Here is a 23205-nt window from a genome sequence, read left to right as displayed (position 1 = left end):
GCCCCCACCCGGCCACCCAACGCCAGTATCCTGCATGGGTGGCCGGGTGGGGGCGCCGGCCGGTGCCGTCCGATCGGAAAATGCTCTAGCCTCCCCTCGTCCAAGACGAGGGGAGACGCCGCCGATGCATCTCGGCCTGTTCATGATGCCGCTGCATCCGCCGCACCGGCCGATGCACGAGACCCTGGCCGAGGACACCGAGAAGTCGCTGCTGGCCGACCGCCTCGGCTTCAACGAGCTCTGGGTCGGTGAGCATTTCTCCGCCACCTCCGAACCCATCGCCTCGCCGCTGATGTTCATGGCCGGGCTGGTCCACCGCACGCGGCTGACCTTCGGCACCGGCGTGATCAACCTGCCCAACCACCACCCCGCCATCGTCGCGGCCGAGGTCGCGCAGTTCGACCACATGTCGGGCGGGCGGCTGATGTTCGGCATCGGCTCGGGCGGCCTCGCCTCCGACTTCGAGTTGTTCGGCGACATCGAGCCGGTGGAGCGCGGCAAGCGCATGCTCGAATCCATCGCCACCATCCAGGCGATCTGGGACAGCGAGCCACCCTACGAGATCGAGGGCCGCACCTGGCCGATCCGCCTGACGCGCACCGTGCTGCCCGACTACGGCGTCGGCTACATGCCCAAGCCCTTCCGGCCTGGCGGGCCGTCGGTCCACATCTCCGCGCGCCAGCCCAACAGCTTCAGCGTCACCGTCGCCGCCGCGCGCGGCTGGGGCGTCATCAGCGCCAACTTCGTGGCGCACCGGGTGCTCGCCGGGCATTGGCAGGGGATGGCGAAGGGGCTCGCCGATGCCGGCCGCCCCGTGGACGGATCCAACTGGCGCGTCGCGCGGAACATGGTGATCGCCGCGACCGACGCCGACGCACGCGCCCGCGCCACCGCCCCGGAAGGGGCCACGCGCTACTACTTCGACTACCTCGGCAGCCTGGCCAAGCGCGCCGGCCTCGCCGGCACCATGACGCCGCGCGAGGAGATGGACCCGGCGAGCGCTACCACCGAGGACATGATCGAGGCCTGCGTCATCGCCGGCAGCCCGAAGACCGTGCTCGATCGCCTCGTGGCGCTGCGCGAGGAGGTCGGGCCCTTCGGGCACCTGCTGATGCCGGGGCTCGACTGGTCCGGCGTCAACGCGGCCTGGGAGGCGGAGACGATGAAGCACCTCGCGGAGGAGGTGATGCCGAAGCTGCGGCAGCACGCGGAAGCGATGGCCAAGGCCGCGGAATGAACATCGGGGGCGGAGGGAACTCCGCCCCCGCACCCCCACCTCCTTCTTTGGCCACCTGCGCGGGCGCGCCGGACGGGGCGTTCACCGAAGATCAACGAATGCGCCGCAGGCTGAGACGATGCAGGTCGCCCTCAATGCCTCGGTCCAGGGGATGCAGCGCGCGGGCGAACGCCTCGCCGATGCGGCGACGATCATCGCCGATCCCACGCCGGGCAGCGCGCGCGTCGCCGATCCCTCGCCGGCGCCGCCCCGTGGCAACCAGGCGCTGACCGCGGCGCAGGCCAGCGGCGACATCGAACGCGCCATTGTCGACGCCATCCAGGCGCGGCGAGCCTACGAAGCGAACGCCAGGGCGCTCGAACGCAACGCGGAGTTGGTCAGGCGCGGCGCCTGAGCACCAGCGTCGTCCACGGACCCACGTCGATCCGCCGTTCCAGCACCAGCCCCGCACGCCGGTGCGCCACCAGCACCATCCGCGCCTGCGTGCCCAGCAGACCCGCCAGGATCGCCGTGCCGCGCGGAGCGAGGTGCAACGCCAGATCCTGCGCCATGGCGCAGAGCGGTCGTGCGAGGATGTTCGCGAAGATCAGGTCGTAGCGCACGCCCTTCATCAGCCGCGGCTTCCAGCCATCGGCCAGGATCGAGCGCATGCGCAGCGGCCCGAGCCCGTTCATCCGCGCATTCTGGTCGCAGACGCGCACCGACCAGGGCTCGATGTCGGTCGCCAGCACACGGCACGGCACCGTCTTCGCCGCGGCCATCGCGAGGATCCCCGACCCGCTGCCGAGGTCGCAGACGCTGCGCGGACGCCGATGCGCGATCGCCTCATAGGCCCGCAGGCACCCCTGCGTGGAGGCATGCTCCCCCGACCCGAAGGCCAGCCCCGCATCGAGCTTCAGCACCACGCGCCCATAGGTCGCCGGGTTCGGCACATGCGTCGGCCGGATCAGGAAGTGCCGGCCGATCGGCATCTCCGGGAAGGCCTGGACGGTGCGGGCGAGCCAGCCATCGGCTTCCACCGGCGCGGCCTGCAGCGCCGGGGGGTCGATGCCCGCGACCGCGGCGGCCAGCGCTAGCGCCGCATCCAGTTCTTCATCGAGCGCGCCGGCCTCGCGCACGCCCTCGATGCGCCAGGTGTCGGTCGGCTCGTCGCGGAAATAGGCGACGGTGGTGCAGACCTGCTCGAGCGCGGCTTCGAAGACCGGCACGGCGTGCTCGGGCAGCCCGTCGATCACCAGGGCTTCCAGCGGTTCGGCGCGGCGGCGGGACAGCGCGCCGGGCGCATCGGGGCCGGAGGGCCTCATCGGGTCTTCTCCACGAAACTGTCGAGCAGGCGCTTCGATCCCGCCTTCTCGAACTCGATATCGAGGCGGTTCTCCTCGATGCCGGTGATGCGGCCATAGCCGAACTTCTGGTGGAAGATGCGCTCGCCGATCGCGAAGTTGCCGGTCGCGGCGGGGCGTTCCTTCACGTCCCAGGCAGCGGCTTCGATCGTCCGCCGTGGCCGCTGCGCATAGAGCCCGCCGCCGCCGAAGACCGAGGCATGGGACCGCGCCTCCCGCTGCGCGCCGCCTTCGCGGATGATCTCGCCGACCGGCAGTTCGTCGAGGAAGCGCGAGGGGATCGAGGCCTGCCAGTTGCCGTAGATGCGCCGGTTCGCCGCATGGCTGATGACGGCCACGCGCCGCGCCCGCGTGATGCCGACATAGGCGAGGCGTCGTTCCTCCTCGAGCGCCTTCTCCCCGCCCTCGTCGAGGCTCCGCTGCGACGGGAACAGCCCTTCCTCCCAGCCCGGCAGGAAGACCATGTCGAATTCGAGCCCCTTGGCCGCATGCAGCGTCATCAACGAGACGCGCTCGCCTTCCGCCGCCTCGTCATTCTCCATCACCAGGGAGACGTGCTCGAGGAAGCCGGCGAGGTTCTCGAACTCGGCCATGGCGCGGACGAGTTCCTTGAGGTTCTCGAGCCGCCCCGGCGCCTCCGGCGACTTGTCCTGCTTCCACATCTCGGCATAGCCGGACTCGTCGAGCAGCGTGGCGACCATGACAACATGGCCCTCGGTGGCGTTCTGCGCGCGCCAGCGCTCGAAGCCTTGCAGCAGTTCGCGCAGCGCCTCGCGCGCCTTGGCCTGCTTGATGGCGCCGGTCTCGAGCGCCCTTGCCGCGGCGAGGGACAGGGGCAGCGATTCCGCCCGCGCGATGGCGTGCATCGCCTGCATTGCGGTGTCGCCCAGGCCGCGCTTCGGCGTGTTCACGATCCGCTCGAAGGCCAGATCGTCGGCCGGCTGCGCGACGACGCGCAGATACGCCATCGCATCGCGGATCTCGGCCCGCTCGTAGAAGCGCGCGCCGCCGACAACGCGATAGGGGATCCCGAGGACGATCAGCCGTTCCTCGAAGGAGCGCGTCTGGAAGCCCGCACGCACCAGGATCGCGACCTCGCCGAGCGAGAATCCGGACCGGCGCGCGGCCTCGATCCGCTCGCCGACCATGCGTGCCTCCTCCTCGCTGTCCCACAGCGAGACCACGCGCACCTTCTCCCCATCCGCATCCACGCGTCCGGGGCGCAGCGTCTTGCCCAGCCGCCCCGTATTGTGCGCGATCAGCGCCGAGGCGGCGGCGAGGATGGGTCGCGTCGAGCGGTAGTTGGATTCCAGCCGCACGATCTGCGCGCCGGGAAAATCCTTCTCGAAGCGCAGGATGTTCTCGATCTCCGCGCCGCGCCAGGAATAGATCGACTGGTCGTCGTCGCCGACGCAGCAGATGTTCTTGTGCGCCTGCGCCAGCAGCCGCAGCCAGTAGTACTGCACCAGGTTGGTGTCCTGGTACTCGTCGACCAGGATGTAGCGGAAGCGGCGGTGGTATTCCGCGAGGATGTCGGGGTGGTTGCGCAGCAGCGTCACCACATGCAGCAGCAGGTCGCCGAAGTCGCAGGCGTTCAGCGCCTTCAGCCGATCCTGGTAGCCGGCATAGATCTCGGTGGCGCGGCCGCCTGCATAGTCGGAATCCTCGGCGGGCGTGACGGCCTCGGGCGACAGGCCGCGATCCTTCCAGCGCTGGATCACCGCCATCAGGCCGTTGACCGGCCAGCGCTTGGTGTCGACGCGCGACGCCTCCATCACCTGCTTCAGGAGCCGCGTCTGGTCGTCGGCATCGAGGATGGTGAAGTTCGACGACAGGCCGAGCTGGTCGGCATGCCGCCGCAGCATCCGCGCGGCGAGAGCATGGAAGGTGCCGAGCCACAGCCCTTCCGCCGGCTGGCCGAGGATGGCGGAGACGCGCTCGCGCATCTCCCGCGCCGCCTTGTTGGTGAAGGTGACCGCCAGCACCTGGGACGGATACGCCTTCCCCTGCAGCAGGATGTGCGCGAAGCGCGTGGTCAGCACGCGCGTCTTGCCGGTGCCCGCGCCGGCGAGGACCAGCAGCGGCCCGTCCACCGCCTCGACCGCCGCGCGCTGTTCCGGATTCAGCCGGACCAGGTAGTCGGCGCCGCTCATTGGCAGTTCCCCACCGATCCGGCGGCACAAACGCGCCGCCCATCGGTCCAGCGCGCGCCGCCGAGCACCGCGCCCGACAGGTTCGCCCCCGTCAGGTTCGCGCCCGACAGGTCGGCGCCGGTAAGGTCTGCGCGGAACAGGGTCGCGCGCCGCAGATCGGCGCCGGTCAGCGTCGCGCCCTGCAGGTTGGTCCGCGTGAAGTCGACATTGCGCAGGATAGCGCCCGAGAGATCCGCGCCCGACAGGTCGGCCGAGACGAAGCGCGCCTCCACCGCCTCGACGCCCGCGAGTTTCGCCCCGGAGAGCGTCGCCCGCTGGAAGGAGGCATCGCGCAGCTGCGCACCCGAGAGGTCCGCGCCCGACAAGTCGCTCGCATCCAGCAGGCAGCGTCGCCATTCGACACCCGGCGCGGGCGGATCGTTGCAGCCGGCGAAGGCCGGCCCGGCGAGGAGGACCAGCCCCGCAACGAGGGAGGGCAGCGAGGATGGCGTGTGCACGGCGGGGGATATAGAACCTTGCGCGAACTCCTCCAACCGCCGGACCGCCTGACCCTGTTCCCGCTGCGCTTCCTCGAATGGTCGGCCCGGCATGGCAGCGCGCTGCTGGCGGGCAGCATCTTCGTGGGCGTGGCGCTGGCGCCGTTGGCGTCCACCATGCGCGGCGTGGTCACCCCGGCGGTCGCGCTGCTGATGACGCTGGTGCTGCTGCGCATCGACCCCGCGCAGGTCATGGCCTGGCTGCGGCGACGCTGGATGGTGGCCTTCCTGTCGGCCTGGGTGCTGCTGGTGGCGCCGCTGGTCGCCTTCGGCGTCACGCGGGCGGTGGGGCTGGACGGTCCGCTGGGGGCGGGGATCGTGCTGGTGGCCGCCAGTTGCGCCGTGACCTCGGCGCCGGCCTTCGCCCGGCTGGTGGGCCTCGATGCCGAGATCAGCCTGATCGTCGCGGTGGCGACCACCGCCCTGCTGCCCTTCACCGCGCCCCCGCTGGCGCTTGGGCTGCTCGGCCTCGACCTGGCGATCTCGGTCGGCGGGCTGATGCTGCGGCTCGCGCTGATCATCGGGGTGCCGGCGCTGCTGGCACTCGCCATCCGGCGCTGGGTGGGGGCGGCGCGGCTCGAGGCGGTGGGGAAGCCGCTCGACGGCGCGGCGGTGCTGGTGCTGGTGGTCTTTGCCTTCGGGGTGATGGACGGGGTCCAGGCGCGGCTGCTGGCCGATCCGCTCTGGGTGGCGGGCGGGCTGGTCGCGGCCTTCGGGGTGAATTTCGGCCTCAACGGGCTGACGGCGCTCGCCCTGGCGCCGTTCCTGGACCGCCGGACGGCGCTGACGGCCGGGCTGCTGGCGGGGAACCGCAACCAGGCGGTGTTCCTGGCCGTCCTGCCGGCGGCCGCCGATCCGTCGATCCTGCTGTTCTTCGCCATCGGGCAGATCCCGATGTTCGTGGGGCCTTTCGTGCTGCGGCCGGTCTATGCGCGGCTGAGGCGCGCCTAGACCGGCCGGCGCCCGTCAGCCCTTCTTCGGCCGCGCCCCCAGGATATGCGCGATCGCATAGGTCAGGTCCGGCCGGTTCAGCGTGTAGAAGTGGAACTCGTCCACCCCGTTCGCCTGCAGCAGCCGCACCTGCTCGGCCGCCACGACGGCGGCCACCATGCGCCGGGTCTCGGCATCCTCCTCGAGCCCCTCGAACAGGTGCCCCATCCAGGCGGGCACGCTCGCACCGCACATCGCCGAGAACTTCACCACCTGCTGGAAGTTCGACACCGGCAGGATGCCCGGGACGATCGGCACCGTGATGCCCTTGGCCAGGCAGCGGTCGATGAAGCGGAGATAGAGTTCGGAATCGAAGAAATACTGGGTGATCGCCCGCGTCGCCCCGGCATCGATCTTGCGCTTGAGGAAATCGAGGTCCGCATCGGCCGAGACCGCCGCCGGATGCACCTCGGGGTAGGCGCCGACGCTGATCTCGAAATCGGCGATCCGCTTCAGGCCCCGGACCAGGTCCTCGGCCTGGGCATATCCGCCCGGATGGGGGGTGTAGGTGGTCGCGCCCGCCGGCGGATCCCCGCGCAGGGCCACGATATGGCGCACCCCCGCCTCCCAGTAGCGGCGGGCCACCTCGTCCACTTCCTCCCGCGTCGCGCCGACGCAGGTGAGGTGGGCGGCGGGCGTCAGGGAGGTCTCGGCGACCAGGCGCGCGACCGTCTGGTGGGTCCGTTCCTGGGTCGACCCGCCCGCTCCGTAGGTGACCGAGACGAATCGCGGGGCCAGCGGCTCCAGCCGCCGGATGCAGGTCCAGAGCTGCTCCTCGAGCTTCTCGGTCTTGGGCGGGAAGAACTCGAAGGACAGGCCCGGCGCCGGCAGGTCCGACGGCGCGGGCAGCCCGGCCACCCTCGGGCCGGTCAGCCAGCGGGCCAGGGTTCCGCTCATCGGGTGGTTCATCGCGCCTCGTCCTCGTTCATCATGGTCCCGCTCCGGCCGGGGCGGCTCCTCTGGCCTGCCGCGGGCCGGCTGGCAAGGCTTCGTTACGCTTGGCCGTGAAGCCGGACACAGACGGCACGGCCCCGACGGCTACACTTCACATCCCGATTCGCAACACGAGATGCTGATTCCTGTCGGGACCCGTTCCAAGCCTGGACCGAAGGCTGTATTCCGCCGCCATGCCCCTGCCCATCGCTCACCGACTTGGCATCTGCGCGCTCGCCCTGGCCCTGGCGCTTGGTGCCTGCGCGACCCGCCCGGGCGACGACGACCCCGAGGGCCAGGCCGAGTACCGGGAGGCCAACGACCCCTTCGAACCCACGAACCGCGTGATGTTCGAGGTGCATGAGGCGATCGACCGCGCTGTCCTCCAGCCCATCGCCGAGGCCTATCGCGACGTCCTGCCCCAGCCGGTCCGCACGGGCATCCGCAACCTGCTCGGCAACCTCCGCGCCCCGGTGATCCTCACCAACGACCTGCTGCAGGGGAACATTTCCCGGGCGCGGATCACCCTGGCGCGGTTCATGGTGAACACCACCCTCGGCCTGGGCGGGCTGCTCGACGTCGCGCGCGATTGGGGCGTGCCCGGCCATTCGGAGGATTTCGGCCAGACGCTCGCGGTCTGGGGTGCCGGGGAGGGCTTCTACATGTTCGTCCCCCTGCTCGGCCCCTCCTCCCCCCGCGACGTGGCCGGCCAGGGCGTCGACTTCATGTTCAACCCGCTCACCTGGCTCGGCCAGGGCATCCTGGTCGACGCCGCGGGCTGGAGCCGGCTCGGCCTGACCGTGGTCGACACGCGCGAGGCGCTGCTCGAGCCGATCGACCAGCTCCGCGCGACCTCCCTCGACCCCTATTCGACCCTGCGTTCGGCCTATCGCCAGCGCCGCGGCTACGAGATCCGCAACGAAGAGGACCGTGGCCGCGTTGTGGGTCCATCCGGCGTTACCGGCTTCGGCCAGGGCGTCACCCAACCGGAACCGGAACCGGCGCCCGCCCAGGCCCCGGCCCGGTGACTCGGAATTGCCGCCAGAGACCCCTATATGCCGCCCATGCAACGTCGGTTCCTGATCTCCTCCCCCTTCTTCGCCGCCGCCGCGCTGGCCCTGCCGGAGGCAGGGCTGGCCGAGATGGACCTGAACCGGGCGACGAGCTTCGTCCAGACCGCGGGCAATGACCTGGTCGCGGCCATCAACGACCCGCGGCTCGACCTCAATGCCCGGCGGGACAAGGTTGCCCAGATCCTGCGGCGGACCATCGACATCGAAGGGACGGGCCGCTTCATCCTCGGCCGCTACGTCCGCCAGGCGAGCCCGGCTGAGATCGCGGAATACAACCGGCTGTTCGACGACATCATCGTCCGCAACCTCTCGGCGCGCTTCGGCGAGTACCGGGGGGTGAAGTTCTCCCTCGGCCGCAGCCAGCAGCGGACCGAGGAGGACGCGCTGGTCAACACCATCATCGAGCGGCCGAGCACGCCGCCCTTCTCCCTCGACTGGCGCGTCAGCGAGATCGGCGGCCAGCCCAAGGTGGTGGACGTGATCGCCGAGGGCACCTCCCTGCGGCTGACCACCCGTTCCGAGTATTCCGCGGTGATCCAGCGCAATGGCGGGCGCGTCGCCTCGCTGCTCGAGGCCATGCGCAACCAGATCGCCCAGCTCGCGGCCCGCGAAGGCCGCGGCTGACACCGGGCGTCTTGACGCGGATCAAGACCAGGGCGGGCCGCTGCGGCTAGTCTTCATTTCGCAATCCGGACGGGGACTGGACCGATGACCGAGCGGGCACCCTCTCTCAACCTGCGCGACCTCTTCGCCGCCAAGGACGCCGCCGCGGCGAAACGGCGGGCCGAGGAGCGGGAAGCCGAGGAGCACAAGAAGGCCGAACTCGCCGCCTTCTCCGAGCGCGTGCAGACCTACGAGATCACCGAGGAGGACCGCGAGCGCGCCCTGTCGCGCATCCGCCGTGCCTTCGAGGCCGGCGAGCGGGAGCTCATGCTCATCAAGTTCCCCTCGACCCTGTGCGAAGATGGCGGGCGGCGCATCAACAACCAGCTGGAAGGCTGGCAGGACACGCTGCCCGGCGTCTTCCACAAGATCTACCACTGGTGGGAAACGGAGTTGCAGCCGGGCGGCTTCACCTTCTCCGCCCGCATCATCGACTTCCCCGGCGGCATGCCCGGGGATGTCGGCATCTTCATCGGCTGGCCGTCGAGTCTGGATTAGGCCTCAAGCGCCGGCGAAGTTTTTTTGGTCCTCAAGCGCCGGCGCCCGCATGCGCGGGCTTGGCCTGCGCGCCACGCGCTGGTGCGCTGGCGGCCACTGGTGGTCTGGGCGCGGTCGCGCTTCGCGCTCACGGCCCGATGCGGGGCATCGGGCCGATATGTCTTTGTGCCTCAGGCGCGCCGGCGCCCGCATCCGCGGGCTTGGCTTGCGCGCCGTGCACTGGTGCGCCGGCGGCCACTGGTGGTCTGGGCGCGATCGCGCTTCGCGCTCACGGCCCGAGGCAAGGCCTCGGGCCGATATGTCTTTGTGCCTCAGGCGCCGGCGCCCGCGTCCGCGGGCTTGGCTTGCGCGCCATGCACTGGTGCGCCGGCGGCCGCTGGTGGTCTGGGCGCGGTCGCGCTTCGCGCTCACGGCCCGATGCACGGCATCGGGCCGCCTTAGCGGTTTGCCTCGCGTCAGCCGCGGCTTTCGAACAGCAGCATCCTGTGGCCCTGGTTGCGGAACTCGCCCGCCAGGGTCATGCCGATGTCGGTCAGCACGGCGCGGGAGGCGACGTTCTCGTCTCGCGCCACCGCGATGATGCGCTTCAGGCCCGTGCGATGCCCGAAGGCGAGCGAGGCCCGCGCCGCCTCCCGCGCATAGCCCTTGCCGCGGCACTCCGGCCACAACGCGTAGCGCAACGCCACGCCCCGCCCGTCCGGGCGCTCCATGAAGCCGCAGATGCCGAGGAAGGCGCCGCTCTCGCGCTCGAAGACGCACCAGGTGCCGTAGCCGCGCACCTCCCAGAAATCGATGTCGTCCTCGAGTTCCTCCGCCGCGCGCTCGGCCGACCGCACGCCATGGAGCATCCAGCCGAAGACCCGCTCGTCGCCCTTGAGGCGAACGAGGTCCGGCAGGTTCTCCTTGCCCGGCGGGATCATCATCAGCCTTTCGGTGGTGACGATCCGGCTCGAGCGCAGCGGCTGCATCGCGGCACTCATCGACGGGCGATCAGCGAGCGAGAGGCTTGTACTTGATCCGGTGCGGGTCGGTCGCGGCGTCGCCGAGTCGACGTCGCTTGTCCTCTTCGTAGGCCTCGAAGTTCCCCTCGAACCACTCGACGTGGCTGTCGCCCTCGAAGGCGAGGATGTGCGTCGCAAGCCGGTCGAGGAAGAAGCGATCGTGCGAGATGATGACCGCGCAGCCCGCGAATTCCATCAGCGCGTTCTCCAGCGCGCGCAGGGTTTCCACGTCGAGGTCGTTGGTCGGTTCGTCGAGCAGGAGCACGTTGTGCTCCTTCTTCAGCATCTTCGCGAGGTGGACGCGGTTGCGCTCGCCACCCGAGAGCGAGCCGACGCGCTTCTGCTGGTCGCCGCCCTTGAAGTTGAACGCCGCCACATAGGCGCGCGAGGGCACGGACCGCTTGCCGATGGTGATCACGTCGTCGCCGCCCGAGATCTCCTGCCAGACGGACTTGTTATCATCGAGGCTGTCGCGGCTCTGGTCCACATAGCCGAGTTGCACGCTCTCACCGACGGTCAGCGAACCGCCATCCGGCGTCTCGCGGCCCATGATCATCTTGAACAGCGTGGTCTTGCCGGCGCCGTTCGGACCGATGACGCCGACGATGCCGCCCGGCGGCAGCTTGAAGGACAGGTTGTCGATCAGCAGCCGGTCGCCGAAGCCCTTGGACAGGTCCTCCGCGACGATGACGGTGTTGCCCAGGCGCGGTGCCGGCGGGATGACGATCTCGGTCGGATCCGGCGCCTTCTCCTGGCTCGCGCGCAGCAGGTCCTCATAGGCCGCGATACGCGCCTTGGACTTGGCCTGGCGGGCGGACGGCGAACGCCCGATCCAATCCCGCTCCTCGGCGAGCTGACGCTGGCGGGCGCTTTCCTCACGCTCCTCCTGCGCCATGCGCTTGCGCTTCTGCTCGAGGTAGGTCGAGTAGTTGCCCTCGTAGGGGATGCCCCGGCCGCGATCGACCTCGAGGATCCAGGAGGTGACGTTGTCGAGGAAGTAGCGGTCGTGGGTGACGATCAGCACCGTGCCCGCATAGTCCTTCAGCGTCCGCTCCAGCCACGCCACGCTCTCGGCGTCGAGGTGGTTGGTCGGTTCGTCGAGCAGCAGCATGTCCGGCTTCTCGAGCAGCAGCCGGCAGAGCGCGACGCGGCGCCGCTCGCCGCCCGAGAGGTTGGTCACCGCCGCATCCGGCGGCGGGCAGCGCAGCGCGTCGAGCGCGATCTCGACTTGGCGGTCGATCTCCCAGCCATTCGCGGCGTCGATCTTTTCCTGAAGCTCCGCCTGCTCGGCGAGCAGGGTGTTCATCTCGTCTTCCGACATCTCCTCGGCGAACTTCTCGGAGATCTCGTTGAAGCGGAGCAGCCAGCCGTTCAGGTCGGCGAAGGCGGCGCGGACGTTCTCGCCGACGGTCAGGTTCGGGTCGAGCTCCGGTTCCTGGGACAGGTAGCCGACGCGAACGCCCTCGGCCGCCCAGGCCTCGCCGCCGAACTCCTTGTCCTGGCCGGCCATGATACGCATCAGCGTGGACTTGCCGGCGCCGTTGGGGCCGAGCACGCCGATCTTCACGCCGGGCAGGAAGGACAGGGTGATGCCTTTGAAGATCTCACGCCCGCCCGGATAGGACTTGGTGAGGTCTTTCATCACGTAGACGTACTGATAGGCGGCCATGGGGCGGGGAACCTGCGAAGGGAGAGGGTTGCCCGGGGTTCTACGGCCCGCCGCCCCGCACGCCAAGGCTGGCGCTTGAATTATGCGTATATACACTTATCTTCCCCGCCATGCTCCGGACCGACCGCTGCAGTTGCCACGGCCTGCGCAAGGCGACGCGCCACCTGACCCAGTTCTACGACCAGCGCCTCGCGCCGGTCGGGCTGAACATCGGGCAGTATGCGCTGCTCGCCCATCTCGCCGCGCGCGGGCCCATCGGGATCGGGGCCTTCGCCGCGACGATGGCGATGGACCGCACGACGCTGGGGCGGAATCTGCAACCGCTGGAACGCGACGGCCTGCTCGCCATCGGACCGGACCCGGCCGATCGCCGCAGCCGCCTCCTCGCCCTCACGCCCGAGGGCGAGGCGCGGCTCGCCGCCGCGCGCCCCCTCTGGCGTGCGGCGCAGGAGGATCTCGACGCCCGCTTCGGCCCCGAACGGACCCAGGCGCTACGCGTGATGCTGGCCGAACTCCTCGCCACCGACCTCGCCTGATCCCGGAAGGACCGCCCGATGTTCGCCGCTCCGCTTGCCGCCGCCCTTGCCCGCCGCGGCATCCATTACGGCTGGGTGATGGTCGCCCTCACCTTTCTCATCGCGGTCTCCTCGGCCGGGGCGCTCGGCGTGCTCGGCGCGCTGATGCTGCCGCTGCAGCGGGAGACGGGGTGGGACATCTCCGCCATCTCGGGCGCGCTGGCGCTGCGGTTGCTGCTGTTCGGCCTGATGGCGCCCTTCGCCGCCGCGCTGCTGCAGCGCTACGGGCTGCGGCGGATGGTCGCGATCGCGCTGACCGTCGTCGCGGCCGGGCTGCTGCTGTCGATGAACATGACGCGGGTGTGGGAGCTCTGGCTCTACTGGGGTGCGATCACCGGCATCGGCACCGGCATGACGGCGATGGTGCTGGGCGCCACCGTGGCGAACCGCTGGTTCGTCGCGCGGCGCGGCTTGGTGCTGGGTTTCCTGACGGCGGCGAATGCCACGGGGCAGCTCGCCTTCCTGCCGCTCGGCGCCTGGCTGGCGCAGAACGAGGGCTGGCGCGTCGCCATCCTGCCGGGCCTCGCCGCCTGCGCCGTCGCGGCGCTGCTGATGGTCCTGTTCGGTCGCAACCACCCGTCGGAACTCGGCCTGCCGGCCTATGGCGAGGATCGCGTCGCCCCGCCCGCGCCCCCCGGCGCCAATCCCGTCCGCACCGCCTTCGCCGTGCTGGCCGAGGCCGCGCAGACCCGCGTCTTCTGGATCCTGTTCGTCACCTTCATGATCTGCGGCCTGTCCACCAACGGGCTGATCCAGACGCATTTCATCCCGCTCTGCGCCGATTTCGGCATGGCGGAGGTGCAGGCAGCCTCCGTGCTCGCGCTGATCGGCGTGTTCGACTTCATGGGCACGATAGGGTCGGGCTGGCTGTCGGACCGCTACGACAACCGCAAGCTGCTGTTCTGGTATTACGGGCTGCGCGGGCTGTCCCTGCTGTGGCTGCCGTCGTCGAGCTTCAGCCTCTTTGGCCTCGCCTTCTTCGCGGTGTTCTACGGGCTCGACTGGGTGGCGACGGTGCCGCCGACGGTGAAGCTCGCCGGCGCGGCCTTCGGGCGGGAGAAGGCGCCGATCGTCTTCGGCTGGGTCTTCACCGCGCACCAGCTTGGCGCCGCGCTGGCCGCGGGCCTCGGTGGGCTGAGCCGCGACGTCCTGGCCTCCTACTTGCCGGCCTTCTACCTGGCGGGCGCGGCCTGCCTGGTGGCGGCGGTGCTGGCCCTGGGCGCGCGGCGGCCGGTGCCGCCGGCGGCGACGGCCTCGACGGCGTAACGCGGCGGGGCGGCGGGGCGGCGAAGCATTTCCTCGGCGCCGGGCCGCGGGCGGTCCAGACAACGGCAGGATCGCCCGGAGCAACCGATGGACACCCGAGCCGCCCCGTCACGCCCGCGCCTGCTGCGACGCCTGTTCCTCGTCTTCAATGCCGCGATGGGCATTTGGTTCCTGGTGAGCTTCGCGGATGCGGTCCGCCAATACGCCGGCGCCGAATCCGACAGCGTGCGGACCGGCACGCTGGTGGGCACCGGCCTCGGGCTCGGCGCGCTGCTGGTGCTGTGGGCCGCGGGGGCGGTGCTGCTGGGGGTCGTGATGCTGCTACGGAGGTCGCGCTGACCTGCCACGCCCGCTCGGCTGGGCCGCCGTCCGCCGGAGGATGACCTCCGCAGGCACCTGCGTGCGAAGGTCATGGGCCCGGCAGGACTCGAACCTGCAACCAAACCGTTATGAGCGGTCCGCTCTGACCATTGAGCTACAGGCCCACGACGCCGCCTGATTGCCCTCAGGCCGCGAGGAAATCAAACGCGGCGAGTGCATGCACCCGGGTCACCGCCTCCAGTTCCGCGATATCCGCCCATTCGTCGGCGCCGCCCATGTTGTGCGGCGTCGGGCCGTAGACGACGGTCGGCAGCCCCGCCATGCGGAACCAGCGCGCATCGGACCCGCCGACCCGCATGTTCACCGCGACGGCGCCGCCGAGGACCTCCTCAGCCGCCGCATGAGCCAGGCGGACGATGTCGGCGGCCGGGTCGGTGTGGTTCGGCTCGAAGCGGCGCAGGACGCGCCAGTCGATGCCCGGCAGCCCGTCGAGGCCATGCTGCAGCGCGGCTTCCGCCGCGGCGCAGGTCACGCCGACCGGCAGGCGAATGTCGCAGGCCGCCCGCGCCGAGGCCGGCACCAGGTTCGGCGCCGTGCCGCCTTCGACGCGCCCGATGTTCACCGTGACGGCCCCGAGGACGCGCGCCTCGCCCTCCCCGGCGAGCGGCTCGCTGATGCCCTGCGCCACGGCGATTGCCGCCGTGACGGCCGGGGGCGCGACGACCGGCAGCGCCGCCAGGCGTGCCACGGCATCGAGCGCCGCGCGCAGCCGGTCGATCGCATTGTCGCCCAGATGGACATGCGCGCCATGGGCGGCGCGGCCCGTCGCCTCGACCTCGACCCAGAGGAAGCCCTTCTCCCCGAAGCGCAGCACGCGCGGGCTGCCGGCGTCGCCGATGATCACCGCCCCGGCCGTGCCAAGGCCCGGGACATTGTCCAGCAGCCATTTGGTGCCGAGCGGGCCCATCGATTCCTCATCCCCCGCCAGCGTCAGGATCGCCTCTCCCCGCCAGGCCGCACGGTGTTCCGCCAACAGCGCGAAGGCGAGGATCGAGGCCGCGATGCCGCCCTTCATGTCCCCTGCCCCGCGGCCGTAGAGCCGGCCGTCGCGGACCTCGCCGGCCAGCGGGTCCACGGTCCAGGGCAGCGCCTCGTTCACCGGATAGGTGTCGAGATGGCCGTTGAAGGCCAGCACCCGCCCCGGCCCGGCGCCCGTGACGCGCGCGACGACATTGGTGACCTCGGGCGAGGTGGCGTGCAGGGACACCTCGGCACCCGGGGCGAGGGCCCGCAGCAGGGCCGCGGCGGCCTCGGCGCAGGCGCGCACGTCGCCGGGCGGATTGGGGGACGGCACCGCCATCAGCCGGCGGGTCAGGCTGGTGACCTCCGGCGCGCGGGCGCGGGCGGCGGCGGCGAAGGCGGCGCGGTTTTCGGCGGGGCTCGACATGGCCGGAACCCTGGGCGGGGCCGGCCCCGGGCGCAAGCCATGCTGCGCTGCGATTGGCCCCGGCCCGCCACTCTGCTACCAGCCGCGCCGACCCTTCCTGGAGTGCCAGTCCATGCGCATCGACGCCATCCCGATCGGCAAGAACCCGCCCGAGGACGTGAACGTCATCATCGAGGTCCCGGTCGGCGGCGAGCCCATCAAGTACGAGATGGACAAGGAGGCCGGCACGCTCATCGTCGACCGCTTCCTCTACACGCCGATGCGCTATCCGGGGAATTACGGCTTCGTCCCCCACACCCTCTCCGAGGACGGCGACCCGATCGACGTGCTGGTGGCGAACACCCGCCCGATCATTCCGGGCGCGGTGATCAACGTCCGCCCGGTCGGCGTGCTGAAGATGGAGGATGACGGCGGCGGGGACGAGAAGATCATCGCCGTCCCGACCCCGAAGCTCACCCAGCGCTACGCCCATGTGAAGAACCACACGGACCTGCCGCAGATCACCCTGCAGCAGATCCAGCACTTCTTCGAGCACTACAAGGACCTCGAGCCCGGCAAGTGGGTGAAGGTCCTGGGCTGGGGCGGCGCGGACGAGGCGCGCAAGCTGATCCAGGACGCGATCGCGCGCGCCAAGGCGAAGTAGCGAACAACCGGAGGGGCGCCGCCCCTCCGGACCACCCCGCCAGAGGCCGAAGGGCCTCTGGACACCGATTCCTGGCCAGCGGGCCGAGGCCGGCGGGCGACCGCCTGGCCCGGCCCCGGTTGCGCGCCCGGCCCTTCCCCCTCTAGCCTCCCCCGCGACCCGCGCAAGACGGGCCGTTGCGGCTAGGTCCGCGCTGTTTTTCCAGGGGGAGTCCGCGATTTGTTGACCTTGTGGCTGATCATCGTGATCGCGCTGGGGGCGTTGTCCATCGCCTACGGCGTCATCACCGCCAAGGACGTGCTCTCGCGCGATCCGGGCACCGAGCGCATGCAGGAGATCGCGAAGGCGATCCAGGAAGGCGCGTCCGCTTACCTCAAGCGCCAGTACACGACGATCGCGATCGTCGGCGCGGTGCTCTTCGTCCTCGTCGCCTGGCGGCTCGGCATCGCGGTGGCGATCGGGTTCCTGCTCGGCGCGGTGCTGTCGGGGGTCGCGGGCTTCATCGGCATGAACGTGTCGGTGCGCGCGAACCTGCGCACGGCGCAGGCGGCGATCGGCTCGCTCGCGGGCGGCCTCGACGTCGCGTTCAAGTCGGGCGCGATCACGGGGATGCTGGTGGCAGGCCTCGCGCTGCTGGGCGTGGCCGTCTACTTCTTCCTGCTGGTGGTGATCGGCGGCAATGCGCCGAATGACCGGCTGGTGATCGACGCGCTGGTCGCGCTCGGCTTCGGCGCCTCCCTGATCTCGATCTTCGCCCGTCTCGGCGGCGGCATCTTCACCAAGGGCGCGGATGTCGGCGGCGACATGGTCGGCAAGGTCGAGGCCGGCATCCCCGAGGACGACCCCCGCAACCCGGCGACCATCGCCGACAACGTGGGCGACAACGTCGGCGACTGCGCCGGCATGGCGGCCGACCTGTTCGAGACCTACGCGGTCACCATGGTCGCGACGATGGTCCTCGCGGCGATCGCCTTCGCGGGCACGGACTTCCTGCGCGCGGGCATGATCTATCCGCTCGCGATCGGGGCGGTCTGCGTCGTCACCTCCATCGCCGGCACCTATTTCGTGAAGCTGCCGGCGAACAACTCGATCATGGGGGCGATGTACCGCGGCTTCGCGGTGACCGGCGTGCTGTCGCTGGTGGCCCTGCTGCCGCTGACCTACATGATCTTCGGCTTCGGCACGGCGACCGCGGCGGGGGCGAGCTTCGGCGCCTTCTCGCTGTTCCTGTGCGGCGTCATCGGCCTGGCGGTGACCGGGCTGATCATCTGGATCACCGAGTACTACACCGGCACCAACTTCCGCCCGGTGAAGGCGATCGCGGAAGCCTCGGTGACCGGTCACGGCACCAACGTGATCCGCGGCCTGGCCGTGTCGATGGAATCCACCGCCCTGCCGGCGCTGGTCATCATCTTCGGCATCCTGATGTCCTACGGCCTGGCCGGCCTCTATGGCATCGCCATCGCGGTGACGACGATGCTGGCGCTGGCCGGCATGGTCGTCGCACTCGACGCCTTCGGCCCGGTCACGGACAACGCCGGCGGCATCGCCGAGATGGCGGGCCTGCCCAAGGAGATCCGCCAGACCACCGACGCGCTCGACGCCGTGGGCAACACCACCAAGGCGGTGACCAAGGGGTATGCGATCGGCTCGGCCGCGCTCGGCGCGGTGGTGCTGTTCGCCGCCTATACCCAGGACCTCAACTACTTCATCACCAACGCGGCGACCTACCCGTACTTCCGGGGCGTCACCGCGATCGACTTCTCGCTGGCCAATCCCTACGTCGTCGTCGGCCTGCTGTTCGGCGGCCTGCTGCCCTACCTCTTCGGCGGCATGGCGATGACGGCGGTCGGCCGCGCGGCGATGTCGGTGGTCGAGGAAGTGCGGCGCCAGTTCCGCGAGAAGCCCGGGATCATGCAGGGCACCGAGAAGCCGGATTACGGCCGCGCGGTGGACATGCTGACCAAGGCGGCGATCAAGGAGATGATCATCCCCTCGCTGCTGCCGGTGCTCAGCCCGCTGGTGATCTACTTCGGCATCCAGGCGATCGCGGGCAAGGCGCAGGCCTTCGCCGCCCTCGGCGCGATGCTGCTCGGCGTCATCGTCAACGGCTTCTTCGTCGCGGTCTCCATGACCACCGGCGGCGGCGCCTGGGACAACGCCAAGAAGTACATCGAGGACGGCCACCACGGCGGCAAGGGTTCCGACGCCCACAAGGCGGCGGTGACCGGCGACACCGTCGGCGACCCCTACAAGGACACCGCGGGCCCCGCGGTGAACCCGATGATCAAGATCACCAACATCGTGGCGCTGCTGCTGCTCGCGATGCTGGCGCATTCCTGACCGCGCCGTCCGGCGCCAACGAGAAAGGCCGGCGGAGCGATCCGCCGGCCTTTTTCATGTCCCGTGTCGTTCCGGCTCAGCCCTGCGCCAGATGCGCCGGCACCTTGAGCCCCAGCCGCGTCGGCACCGGCCAGACCTCCCGCACCGTCCGCAGCCGCTCGAACCCCGCCGCGACATAGGCCGGCAGCGCGCGCGGATGGTCCGCCGTGCAGGTGTTCACCGTGACCGCCGCCCGCCCCGCCGCCCAGGCGGTGTCCACCGCATGGCGCAGGAAGGCGCGGCCCAGCCCCGTCCCGATCGCCCAGGGCATCAGCCCGAAATAGGCGAGGTTCACCACCTGCGGATGGCGCCGGTCGAGCTCGTAGAACCCCGCCGGCTCGCCATCCTTGACCAGCACATGGATGGAGACGGCCGGCAGCGAGAGCAGCGCCGCGAGCTCGGCGTCGGACGCGGTGCGCCGCATCCACCACAGCCAGGGCTCGCCCACGGTGTCATAGAGGTAGCGGTAGAAGGGCACCGAGCAGTGCAGGACCTGGTCCACCCGCACATGCCCCGGCAGCGGCCGGGCCGGGTCGGCCGGCGGGGCGTCCATGCGGAGAAAGGTGACGTCCACCGTCACCTGCTGCACCGGTTCAGCCATGCGCGATCGCCTCCCTCCCCGCCCCGCGACTCTCGCGGGGCCGGCGGGCGACGGTCAACTCAGTTGTCGAGGAAGGAGCGCAGCTTCCGCGACCGCGAGGGGTGCTTCAGCTTGCGCAGGGCCTTGGCCTCGATCTGGCGGATGCGTTCGCGCGTGACGTTGAACTGCTGGCCGACTTCCTCGAGCGTGTGGTCGGTGTTCATGCCGATGCCGAAGCGCATGCGCAGCACGCGCTCCTCGCGCGGCGTGAGCGATGCCAGCACGCGGGTCGTCGCCTCGCGCAGGTTGGACTGGATCGCGGCGTCCAGCGGGATGACCGCGTTCTTGTCCTCGATGAAGTCGCCGAGGTGGCTGTCCTCCTCGTCGCCGATCGGCGTCTCGAGGGAGATCGGCTCCTTCGCGATCTTCAGCACCTTCCGGACCTTCTCGAGCGGCATGCCGAGCTTCTCGGCGAGCTCCTCGGGCTGCGGCTCGCGGCCGATCTCGTGCAGCATCTGGCGCGACGTGCGGACCAGCTTGTTGATCGTCTCGATCATGTGGACCGGGATGCGGATGGTCCGCGCCTGGTCGGCGATGGATCGCGTGATCGCCTGGCGGATCCACCAGGTCGCGTAGGTCGAGAACTTGTAGCCGCGGCGGTATTCGAACTTATCGACCGCCTTCATCAGGCCGATGTTGCCCTCCTGGATCAGGTCCAGGAACTGCAGGCCGCGGTTGGTGTACTTCTTGGCGATGGAGATCACGAGGCGGAGGTTGGCCTCGATCATCTCCTTCTTCGCCTGGGTCATGTCGCGCTCGCCGCGGCTGACCGTCGCATAGACGCGCTTGAACTCGCCAATCGGCAGGCCGGTGGTGTTCGCCACCTCGGTGATGCGGCTGCGGATCGCCTCGACCTCGGCGGAATGCTTGAGGACGAAGGCCTTCCAGCCCTTGCCCGGCAGGGCGCCGACGCGGTCGAGCCAGGCGGGGTCCAGCTCGGCGCCGCGCCAATGCTGCAGGAACTCCTCGCGCTTGACCTTCTGGCTCTCGGCAAGGCGCAGCACCTGGCCCTCGAGCACGGTCAGCTTGCGGTTGAGGCCCTTGAGCTGGTCGACCAGCTCCTCGATCCGGTTGTTGTGGAGATGGACCTTCTCGACCAGCGCGATCAGGTCGCGGCGCTGCTTCTCGTAGGTCTTCTCGCCGCGCCCGGCGAGCTCCTCACCGGAGTGGTAGGCCTCCATGCGCTTCGAGGAGAGCTTCTGCAGCTTGCCGTACAGGCTCTCGATCTCGGCGAAGTTCGCCAGCACTTCGGGCTTCAGCTTCTCCTCGAGCGCGGAGAGCGACAGGCCCATGCCCTCGCCTTCCTCACCCTCCTCGAACTCCTCCTCGGCGGCGGCGTCGGCAGGGCCGCCATCGGGGTTGCCGGCGGATTGCGTGGCCTCGAGGTCGATGACGTCGCGCAGCAGCATCCGCGGCGGGGTCGCCTTCACCGCCTCGTGCCAGCGCAGGATCGCCTGGAAGGTCAGCGGGCTCTCGCAGAGCCCGCCGATCATCATGTCGCGGCCGGCCTCGATGCGCTTGGCGATCGCGATCTCGCCCTCGCGCGACAGCAGCTCGACGCTGCCCATCTCGCGCAGGTACATGCGGACCGGGTCGTCGGTGCGGCCGAGGCTTTCCTCGTCGACGTTGCCGCCGGATTCCTCTTCCTCGTCGCCCTCGGCCTTGGCCACGGGCTTGGCGGCCTCGCCGTCCTCGGTCTCCTCGTTCTCGACCACGTTGATGCCGGCTTCGCTCAGCATCGCCATGGTGTCCTCGATCATCTCGGAGGAGACCTGTTCGGACGGCAGGGCGGCGTTCAGCTCGTCGACGGTGACGTAGCCGCGCTCCTTGCCGCGGGCGATGAGCTTCTTCACGGCCGCCGACTGGGTGTCCAGCAGCAGGCCCTCGACCTGCTCGTCCCGCGTCTCGACCGTTTCAGCCCCTGCCGCCGCCTTGCTCGCCATGCGCTCTGTCGCTCCGTCCAACGGTTTCGGGCATCCGTGCGACCGGATGCCCGAGAAAACTGCCTCTACCCTATGCGGCGTCGCCTGACGCCCCCGCGGTATTCTCCCCGCGGCGGATGGCGTCCAGCGCTTCCGACAGCAGGATCAGCCGGCGCTGGGCCGCGGGATCATTCGTCTCGGCCAGGATCCGCCGGGCTTCCTGCTGGTCCTCGATCAAGTCCGCCTCGCCGCGCAGGCGGAGGAAGAAGTGCCAGAAACCCTCCTCGACCTCCCCGGGCAGGGCCTCGGGCCGTGCCGCGAGGGGGAGGCCGGCGGGCACCAGGGCCCAGGCGACGGCATCCTCCAGTCCGCACTCCGCGAGGTGGGCGATCAACCCTTCGGAGTCAAGCCGTTCCGCGGTCCCATGCCATGCGAGAATCGCGGCCCGCAGGTGCGCGGCCGGCCCATCGGGCAGGTCGAGCAGCCCGATCGCCTCCTCCACCTGGGGCAGGATCCAGGGGTGGCGCAGCAGGATGGCGAAGAGCATCCGGGCCCGTTCGGCGCGGACCGGGCCTTCCAGGATGGCCGGTCGGGCGGGCCGCCGCACCGCCGGACGCCCCCCCTGTGGCAGGCGGGAGGCGGCGAAGAAGCGGTCGAGCAACACCCGCCGATATTCCGCCGCCAGCGCCTTGTCGGCGATCGCCCCGGCCGCGCCGGTCAGGCGGTTCCGCAACGCGGCGCGCTGTTCCGGGGTGGTGGCGGGCCGGCCGCCGGCAACCAGGCCGAACAGCGCCTCGGACATCGGCAGGGCGGCATCGAGCACCGCCTGGAAGGCCGCCGGTCCGCCCTTGGCGACCAGCGTGTCGGGATCCTCGCCCGAGGGCAGCGTCGCGAAGCGCAGGGTGCGTTCGGTCGTGATCAGCGGCAGGGCGGTCTCGGCCGCCCGGGCGGCGGCCCGCGCGCCGGCGGCATCGCCATCGAAGCAGAGCACCGGCTCGGGGCTGAGGCGCCAGAGCTCCTCGAGCTGCTCGGCCGTCAGCGCCGTGCCGAGCGGCGCGACCGCCCCCGTGAACCCCGCCTGATGCAGGGCGATCACGTCCATGTAGCCCTCGACGGCCACGACGGCGCCGCCACGGAAGGCTCCTTCCCGCGCCAGGTCCAGGCCATAGAGCCCCATCCGCTTGCGGAACAGCGGCGTCTCCGGGCTGTTCACGTATTTCGGCTGGCCATCGCCCAGGATGCGCCCGCCGAAGGCGATGACCCGCCCGCGCCGGTCGCGGATCGGGAACATCACCCGGGCATAGAAGAAGTCGCGCGGCGGATCCCCGGCCTCGCCGGGGCGCAGGAGGCCGGCCTCGACCAGTTGCTCCTCGGTCACGCCCTCCCCGCGCAGGTCGGCCGCGATGGCCCCGCGGCCGGATGGCGCCCAGCCCAGCATGAAGGCGCGGATCGTCTCCTCGCTCAGCCGCCGGCGCAGCAGATAGTCCAGCGCCGGCCGGCCCTCGGGCAGGAACAGCCGGCGGTGATAGGCCTCGGCGGCGGCGGCCATGACGGCGTGCAGGTCCCGCGCGCGGCGGTCCCGCGCGGCCTCCTGCGGGGTGGGCTTGGGCACCTCCATGCCCGCCTCGGCGGCCAGGCGCTCGACCGCCTCGGGGAAGGAGGCGCCATCGGCGCGCATGACGAAGGTGATGGCATCCCCGTGGGCGCCGCAGCCGAAGCAATGGAAATGGTCGTCGTAGACGTAGAAGGACGGCGTCTTCTCCCCGTGGAAGGGGCAGCAGCCCTTCCAGTTGCGCCCGGACTTCGCCAGCCGCGTCTTCCGCCCGATCAGGGAGGGCAGCGGCGTGCGGGCGCGCAGCTCGTCGAGGAAGGCGGGCGGGAGGGCCATGGCGGGTCGGCTCTCATAGCGCACC

General features: G+C 70.6%; 21 protein-coding genes and 1 tRNA gene. 11 read left to right on the top strand and 11 right to left on the bottom strand.

The features are described 5' to 3' along the window. Nucleotides 1-124: 124 nt before the first annotated feature. Together GWK15_RS08630 and GWK15_RS08625 are read left to right on the top strand one after the other, a co-directional pair. On the top strand, nt 125-1237 hold the full coding sequence (locus tag GWK15_RS08630; protein WP_168040884.1) for an LLM class flavin-dependent oxidoreductase: 1113 nt from the start codon (nt 125-127) through the stop codon (nt 1235-1237). 118 nt (nt 1238-1355) lie between these two features. After that, complete coding sequence (locus tag GWK15_RS08625) at nt 1356-1631, top strand: hypothetical protein (RefSeq protein ID WP_168040883.1); 276 nt, start codon at nt 1356-1358, stop codon at nt 1629-1631. Here GWK15_RS08625 and GWK15_RS08620 read toward each other — a convergent pair. Genes GWK15_RS08620 through GWK15_RS25845 form a run of 3 tightly spaced genes read right to left on the bottom strand, consistent with a single transcriptional unit; the run spans nt 1615 to nt 5230 of the window. Continuing rightward, on the bottom strand, nt 1615-2541 hold the full coding sequence (locus GWK15_RS08620; RefSeq protein WP_168040882.1) for a 50S ribosomal protein L11 methyltransferase: 927 nt from the start codon (nt 2539-2541) through the stop codon (nt 1615-1617). The two genes, GWK15_RS08625 and GWK15_RS08620, sit on opposite strands and share 17 nt — an antisense overlap. Continuing rightward, nucleotides 2538-4733 carry an ATP-dependent helicase gene (locus tag GWK15_RS08615; RefSeq protein ID WP_168040881.1) on the bottom strand — a complete coding sequence of 732 codons (2196 nt, stop codon included), beginning with the start codon at nt 4731-4733 and terminating at the stop codon, nt 2538-2540. The genes GWK15_RS08620 and GWK15_RS08615 overlap by 4 nt, the downstream gene beginning before the upstream one ends. Next, nucleotides 4730-5230, bottom strand: coding sequence for a pentapeptide repeat-containing protein (locus tag GWK15_RS25845; RefSeq protein ID WP_338147214.1), 501 nt, complete (start codon nt 5228-5230; stop codon nt 4730-4732). The genes GWK15_RS08615 and GWK15_RS25845 overlap by 4 nt, the downstream gene beginning before the upstream one ends. An 18-nt stretch (nt 5231-5248) precedes the next feature. Between GWK15_RS25845 and GWK15_RS08605 the strand changes: the two genes are divergently transcribed. Then, nucleotides 5249-6220 carry a bile acid:sodium symporter family protein gene (locus GWK15_RS08605; RefSeq protein ID WP_209442095.1) on the top strand — a complete coding sequence of 324 codons (972 nt, stop codon included), beginning with the start codon at nt 5249-5251 and terminating at the stop codon, nt 6218-6220. A 15-nt stretch (nt 6221-6235) separates the two neighbouring features. Here the strand turns inward: GWK15_RS08605 and metF are convergent, their stop codons facing one another. After that, nucleotides 6236-7156: a methylenetetrahydrofolate reductase [NAD(P)H] gene (gene metF / locus GWK15_RS08600; protein ID WP_245211506.1), complete on the bottom strand. Its 921-nt coding sequence runs from the start codon at nt 7154-7156 to the stop codon at nt 6236-6238. A gap of 230 nt (nt 7157-7386) precedes the next feature. Between metF and GWK15_RS08595 the strand changes: the two genes are divergently transcribed. The 3 genes from GWK15_RS08595 (at nt 7387) to GWK15_RS08585 (ending at nt 9426) form a co-directional block, all read left to right on the top strand. Beyond that, nucleotides 7387-8220 (top strand): MlaA family lipoprotein, encoded by an 834-nt coding sequence (locus tag GWK15_RS08595; RefSeq protein WP_168040877.1) that lies wholly within the window; start codon nt 7387-7389, stop codon nt 8218-8220. 36 nt (nt 8221-8256) lie between these two features. Further along, nucleotides 8257-8889 (top strand): MlaC/ttg2D family ABC transporter substrate-binding protein, encoded by a 633-nt coding sequence (locus GWK15_RS08590; RefSeq protein ID WP_168040876.1) that lies wholly within the window; start codon nt 8257-8259, stop codon nt 8887-8889. 84 nt (nt 8890-8973) lie between these two features. Continuing rightward, nucleotides 8974-9426 (top strand): hypothetical protein, encoded by a 453-nt coding sequence (locus GWK15_RS08585; RefSeq protein ID WP_168040875.1) that lies wholly within the window; start codon nt 8974-8976, stop codon nt 9424-9426. Between the two features lie 455 nt (nt 9427-9881). Here the strand turns inward: GWK15_RS08585 and GWK15_RS08580 are convergent, their stop codons facing one another. Both GWK15_RS08580 and ettA read right to left on the bottom strand, forming a co-directional pair. Then, nucleotides 9882-10394: a GNAT family N-acetyltransferase gene (locus tag GWK15_RS08580; RefSeq protein WP_245211505.1), complete on the bottom strand. Its 513-nt coding sequence runs from the start codon at nt 10392-10394 to the stop codon at nt 9882-9884. A gap of 22 nt (nt 10395-10416) precedes the next feature. Beyond that, entirely contained in the window at nt 10417-12096 is a 1680-nt protein-coding gene (ettA, locus tag GWK15_RS08575) for an energy-dependent translational throttle protein EttA (RefSeq protein ID WP_168040874.1), read from the bottom strand. Between the two features lie 110 nt (nt 12097-12206). Here ettA and GWK15_RS08570 point away from each other — a divergent pair, with 110 nt between their 5' ends. The 3 genes from GWK15_RS08570 (at nt 12207) to GWK15_RS08560 (ending at nt 14276) form a co-directional block, all read left to right on the top strand. Beyond that, complete coding sequence (locus GWK15_RS08570; protein WP_168040873.1) at nt 12207-12632, top strand: MarR family winged helix-turn-helix transcriptional regulator; 426 nt, start codon at nt 12207-12209, stop codon at nt 12630-12632. Between the two features lie 18 nt (nt 12633-12650). After that, complete coding sequence (locus tag GWK15_RS08565) at nt 12651-13937, top strand: MFS transporter (RefSeq protein WP_168040872.1); 1287 nt, start codon at nt 12651-12653, stop codon at nt 13935-13937. Between the two features lie 87 nt (nt 13938-14024). Beyond that, the gene (locus GWK15_RS08560) at nt 14025-14276 is read left to right on the top strand and encodes a hypothetical protein (protein WP_168040871.1); all 252 of its coding nucleotides are present in this window, start codon (nt 14025-14027) and stop codon (nt 14274-14276) included. 73 nt (nt 14277-14349) lie between these two features. Here GWK15_RS08560 and GWK15_RS08555 read toward each other — a convergent pair. Both GWK15_RS08555 and GWK15_RS08550 read right to left on the bottom strand, forming a co-directional pair. After that, nucleotides 14350-14422 (bottom strand) — tRNA-Ile (locus tag GWK15_RS08555). Between the two features lie 20 nt (nt 14423-14442). Further along, entirely contained in the window at nt 14443-15705 is a 1263-nt protein-coding gene (locus tag GWK15_RS08550; RefSeq protein ID WP_168040870.1) for a M20/M25/M40 family metallo-hydrolase, read from the bottom strand. A gap of 112 nt (nt 15706-15817) precedes the next feature. Between GWK15_RS08550 and ppa the strand changes: the two genes are divergently transcribed. Both ppa and GWK15_RS08540 read left to right on the top strand, forming a co-directional pair. Beyond that, entirely contained in the window at nt 15818-16348 is a 531-nt protein-coding gene (gene ppa / locus GWK15_RS08545; protein WP_168040869.1) for an inorganic diphosphatase, read from the top strand. 222 nt (nt 16349-16570) lie between these two features. Then, nucleotides 16571-18691, top strand: a complete 2121-nt coding sequence (locus GWK15_RS08540; protein WP_209442094.1) for a sodium-translocating pyrophosphatase — start codon at nt 16571-16573, stop codon at nt 18689-18691. 76 nt (nt 18692-18767) lie between these two features. Here the strand turns inward: GWK15_RS08540 and GWK15_RS08535 are convergent, their stop codons facing one another. The 3 genes from GWK15_RS08535 to dnaG all read right to left on the bottom strand — a co-directional run bounded on the left by GWK15_RS08535 (nt 18768) and on the right by dnaG (nt 23180). Next, nucleotides 18768-19331 (bottom strand): GNAT family N-acetyltransferase, encoded by a 564-nt coding sequence (locus tag GWK15_RS08535; protein WP_168040867.1) that lies wholly within the window; start codon nt 19329-19331, stop codon nt 18768-18770. Between the two features lie 59 nt (nt 19332-19390). Then, nucleotides 19391-21313 carry an RNA polymerase sigma factor RpoD gene (gene rpoD, locus GWK15_RS08530; RefSeq protein ID WP_168040866.1) on the bottom strand — a complete coding sequence of 641 codons (1923 nt, stop codon included), beginning with the start codon at nt 21311-21313 and terminating at the stop codon, nt 19391-19393. Nucleotides 21314-21383: 70 nt separating this feature from the next. Beyond that, complete coding sequence (dnaG, locus tag GWK15_RS08525) at nt 21384-23180, bottom strand: DNA primase (protein WP_168040865.1); 1797 nt, start codon at nt 23178-23180, stop codon at nt 21384-21386. Nucleotides 23181-23205 lie beyond the last annotated feature (25 nt).

The organism is Neoroseomonas oryzicola, from assembly GCF_012163135.1.
GTDB lineage: Bacteria > Pseudomonadota > Alphaproteobacteria > Acetobacterales > Acetobacteraceae > Neoroseomonas > Neoroseomonas oryzicola.
The sequence above is the reverse complement of the archived record's forward strand: the minus strand, read 5'-3'. Positions and strand labels throughout refer to the sequence as shown.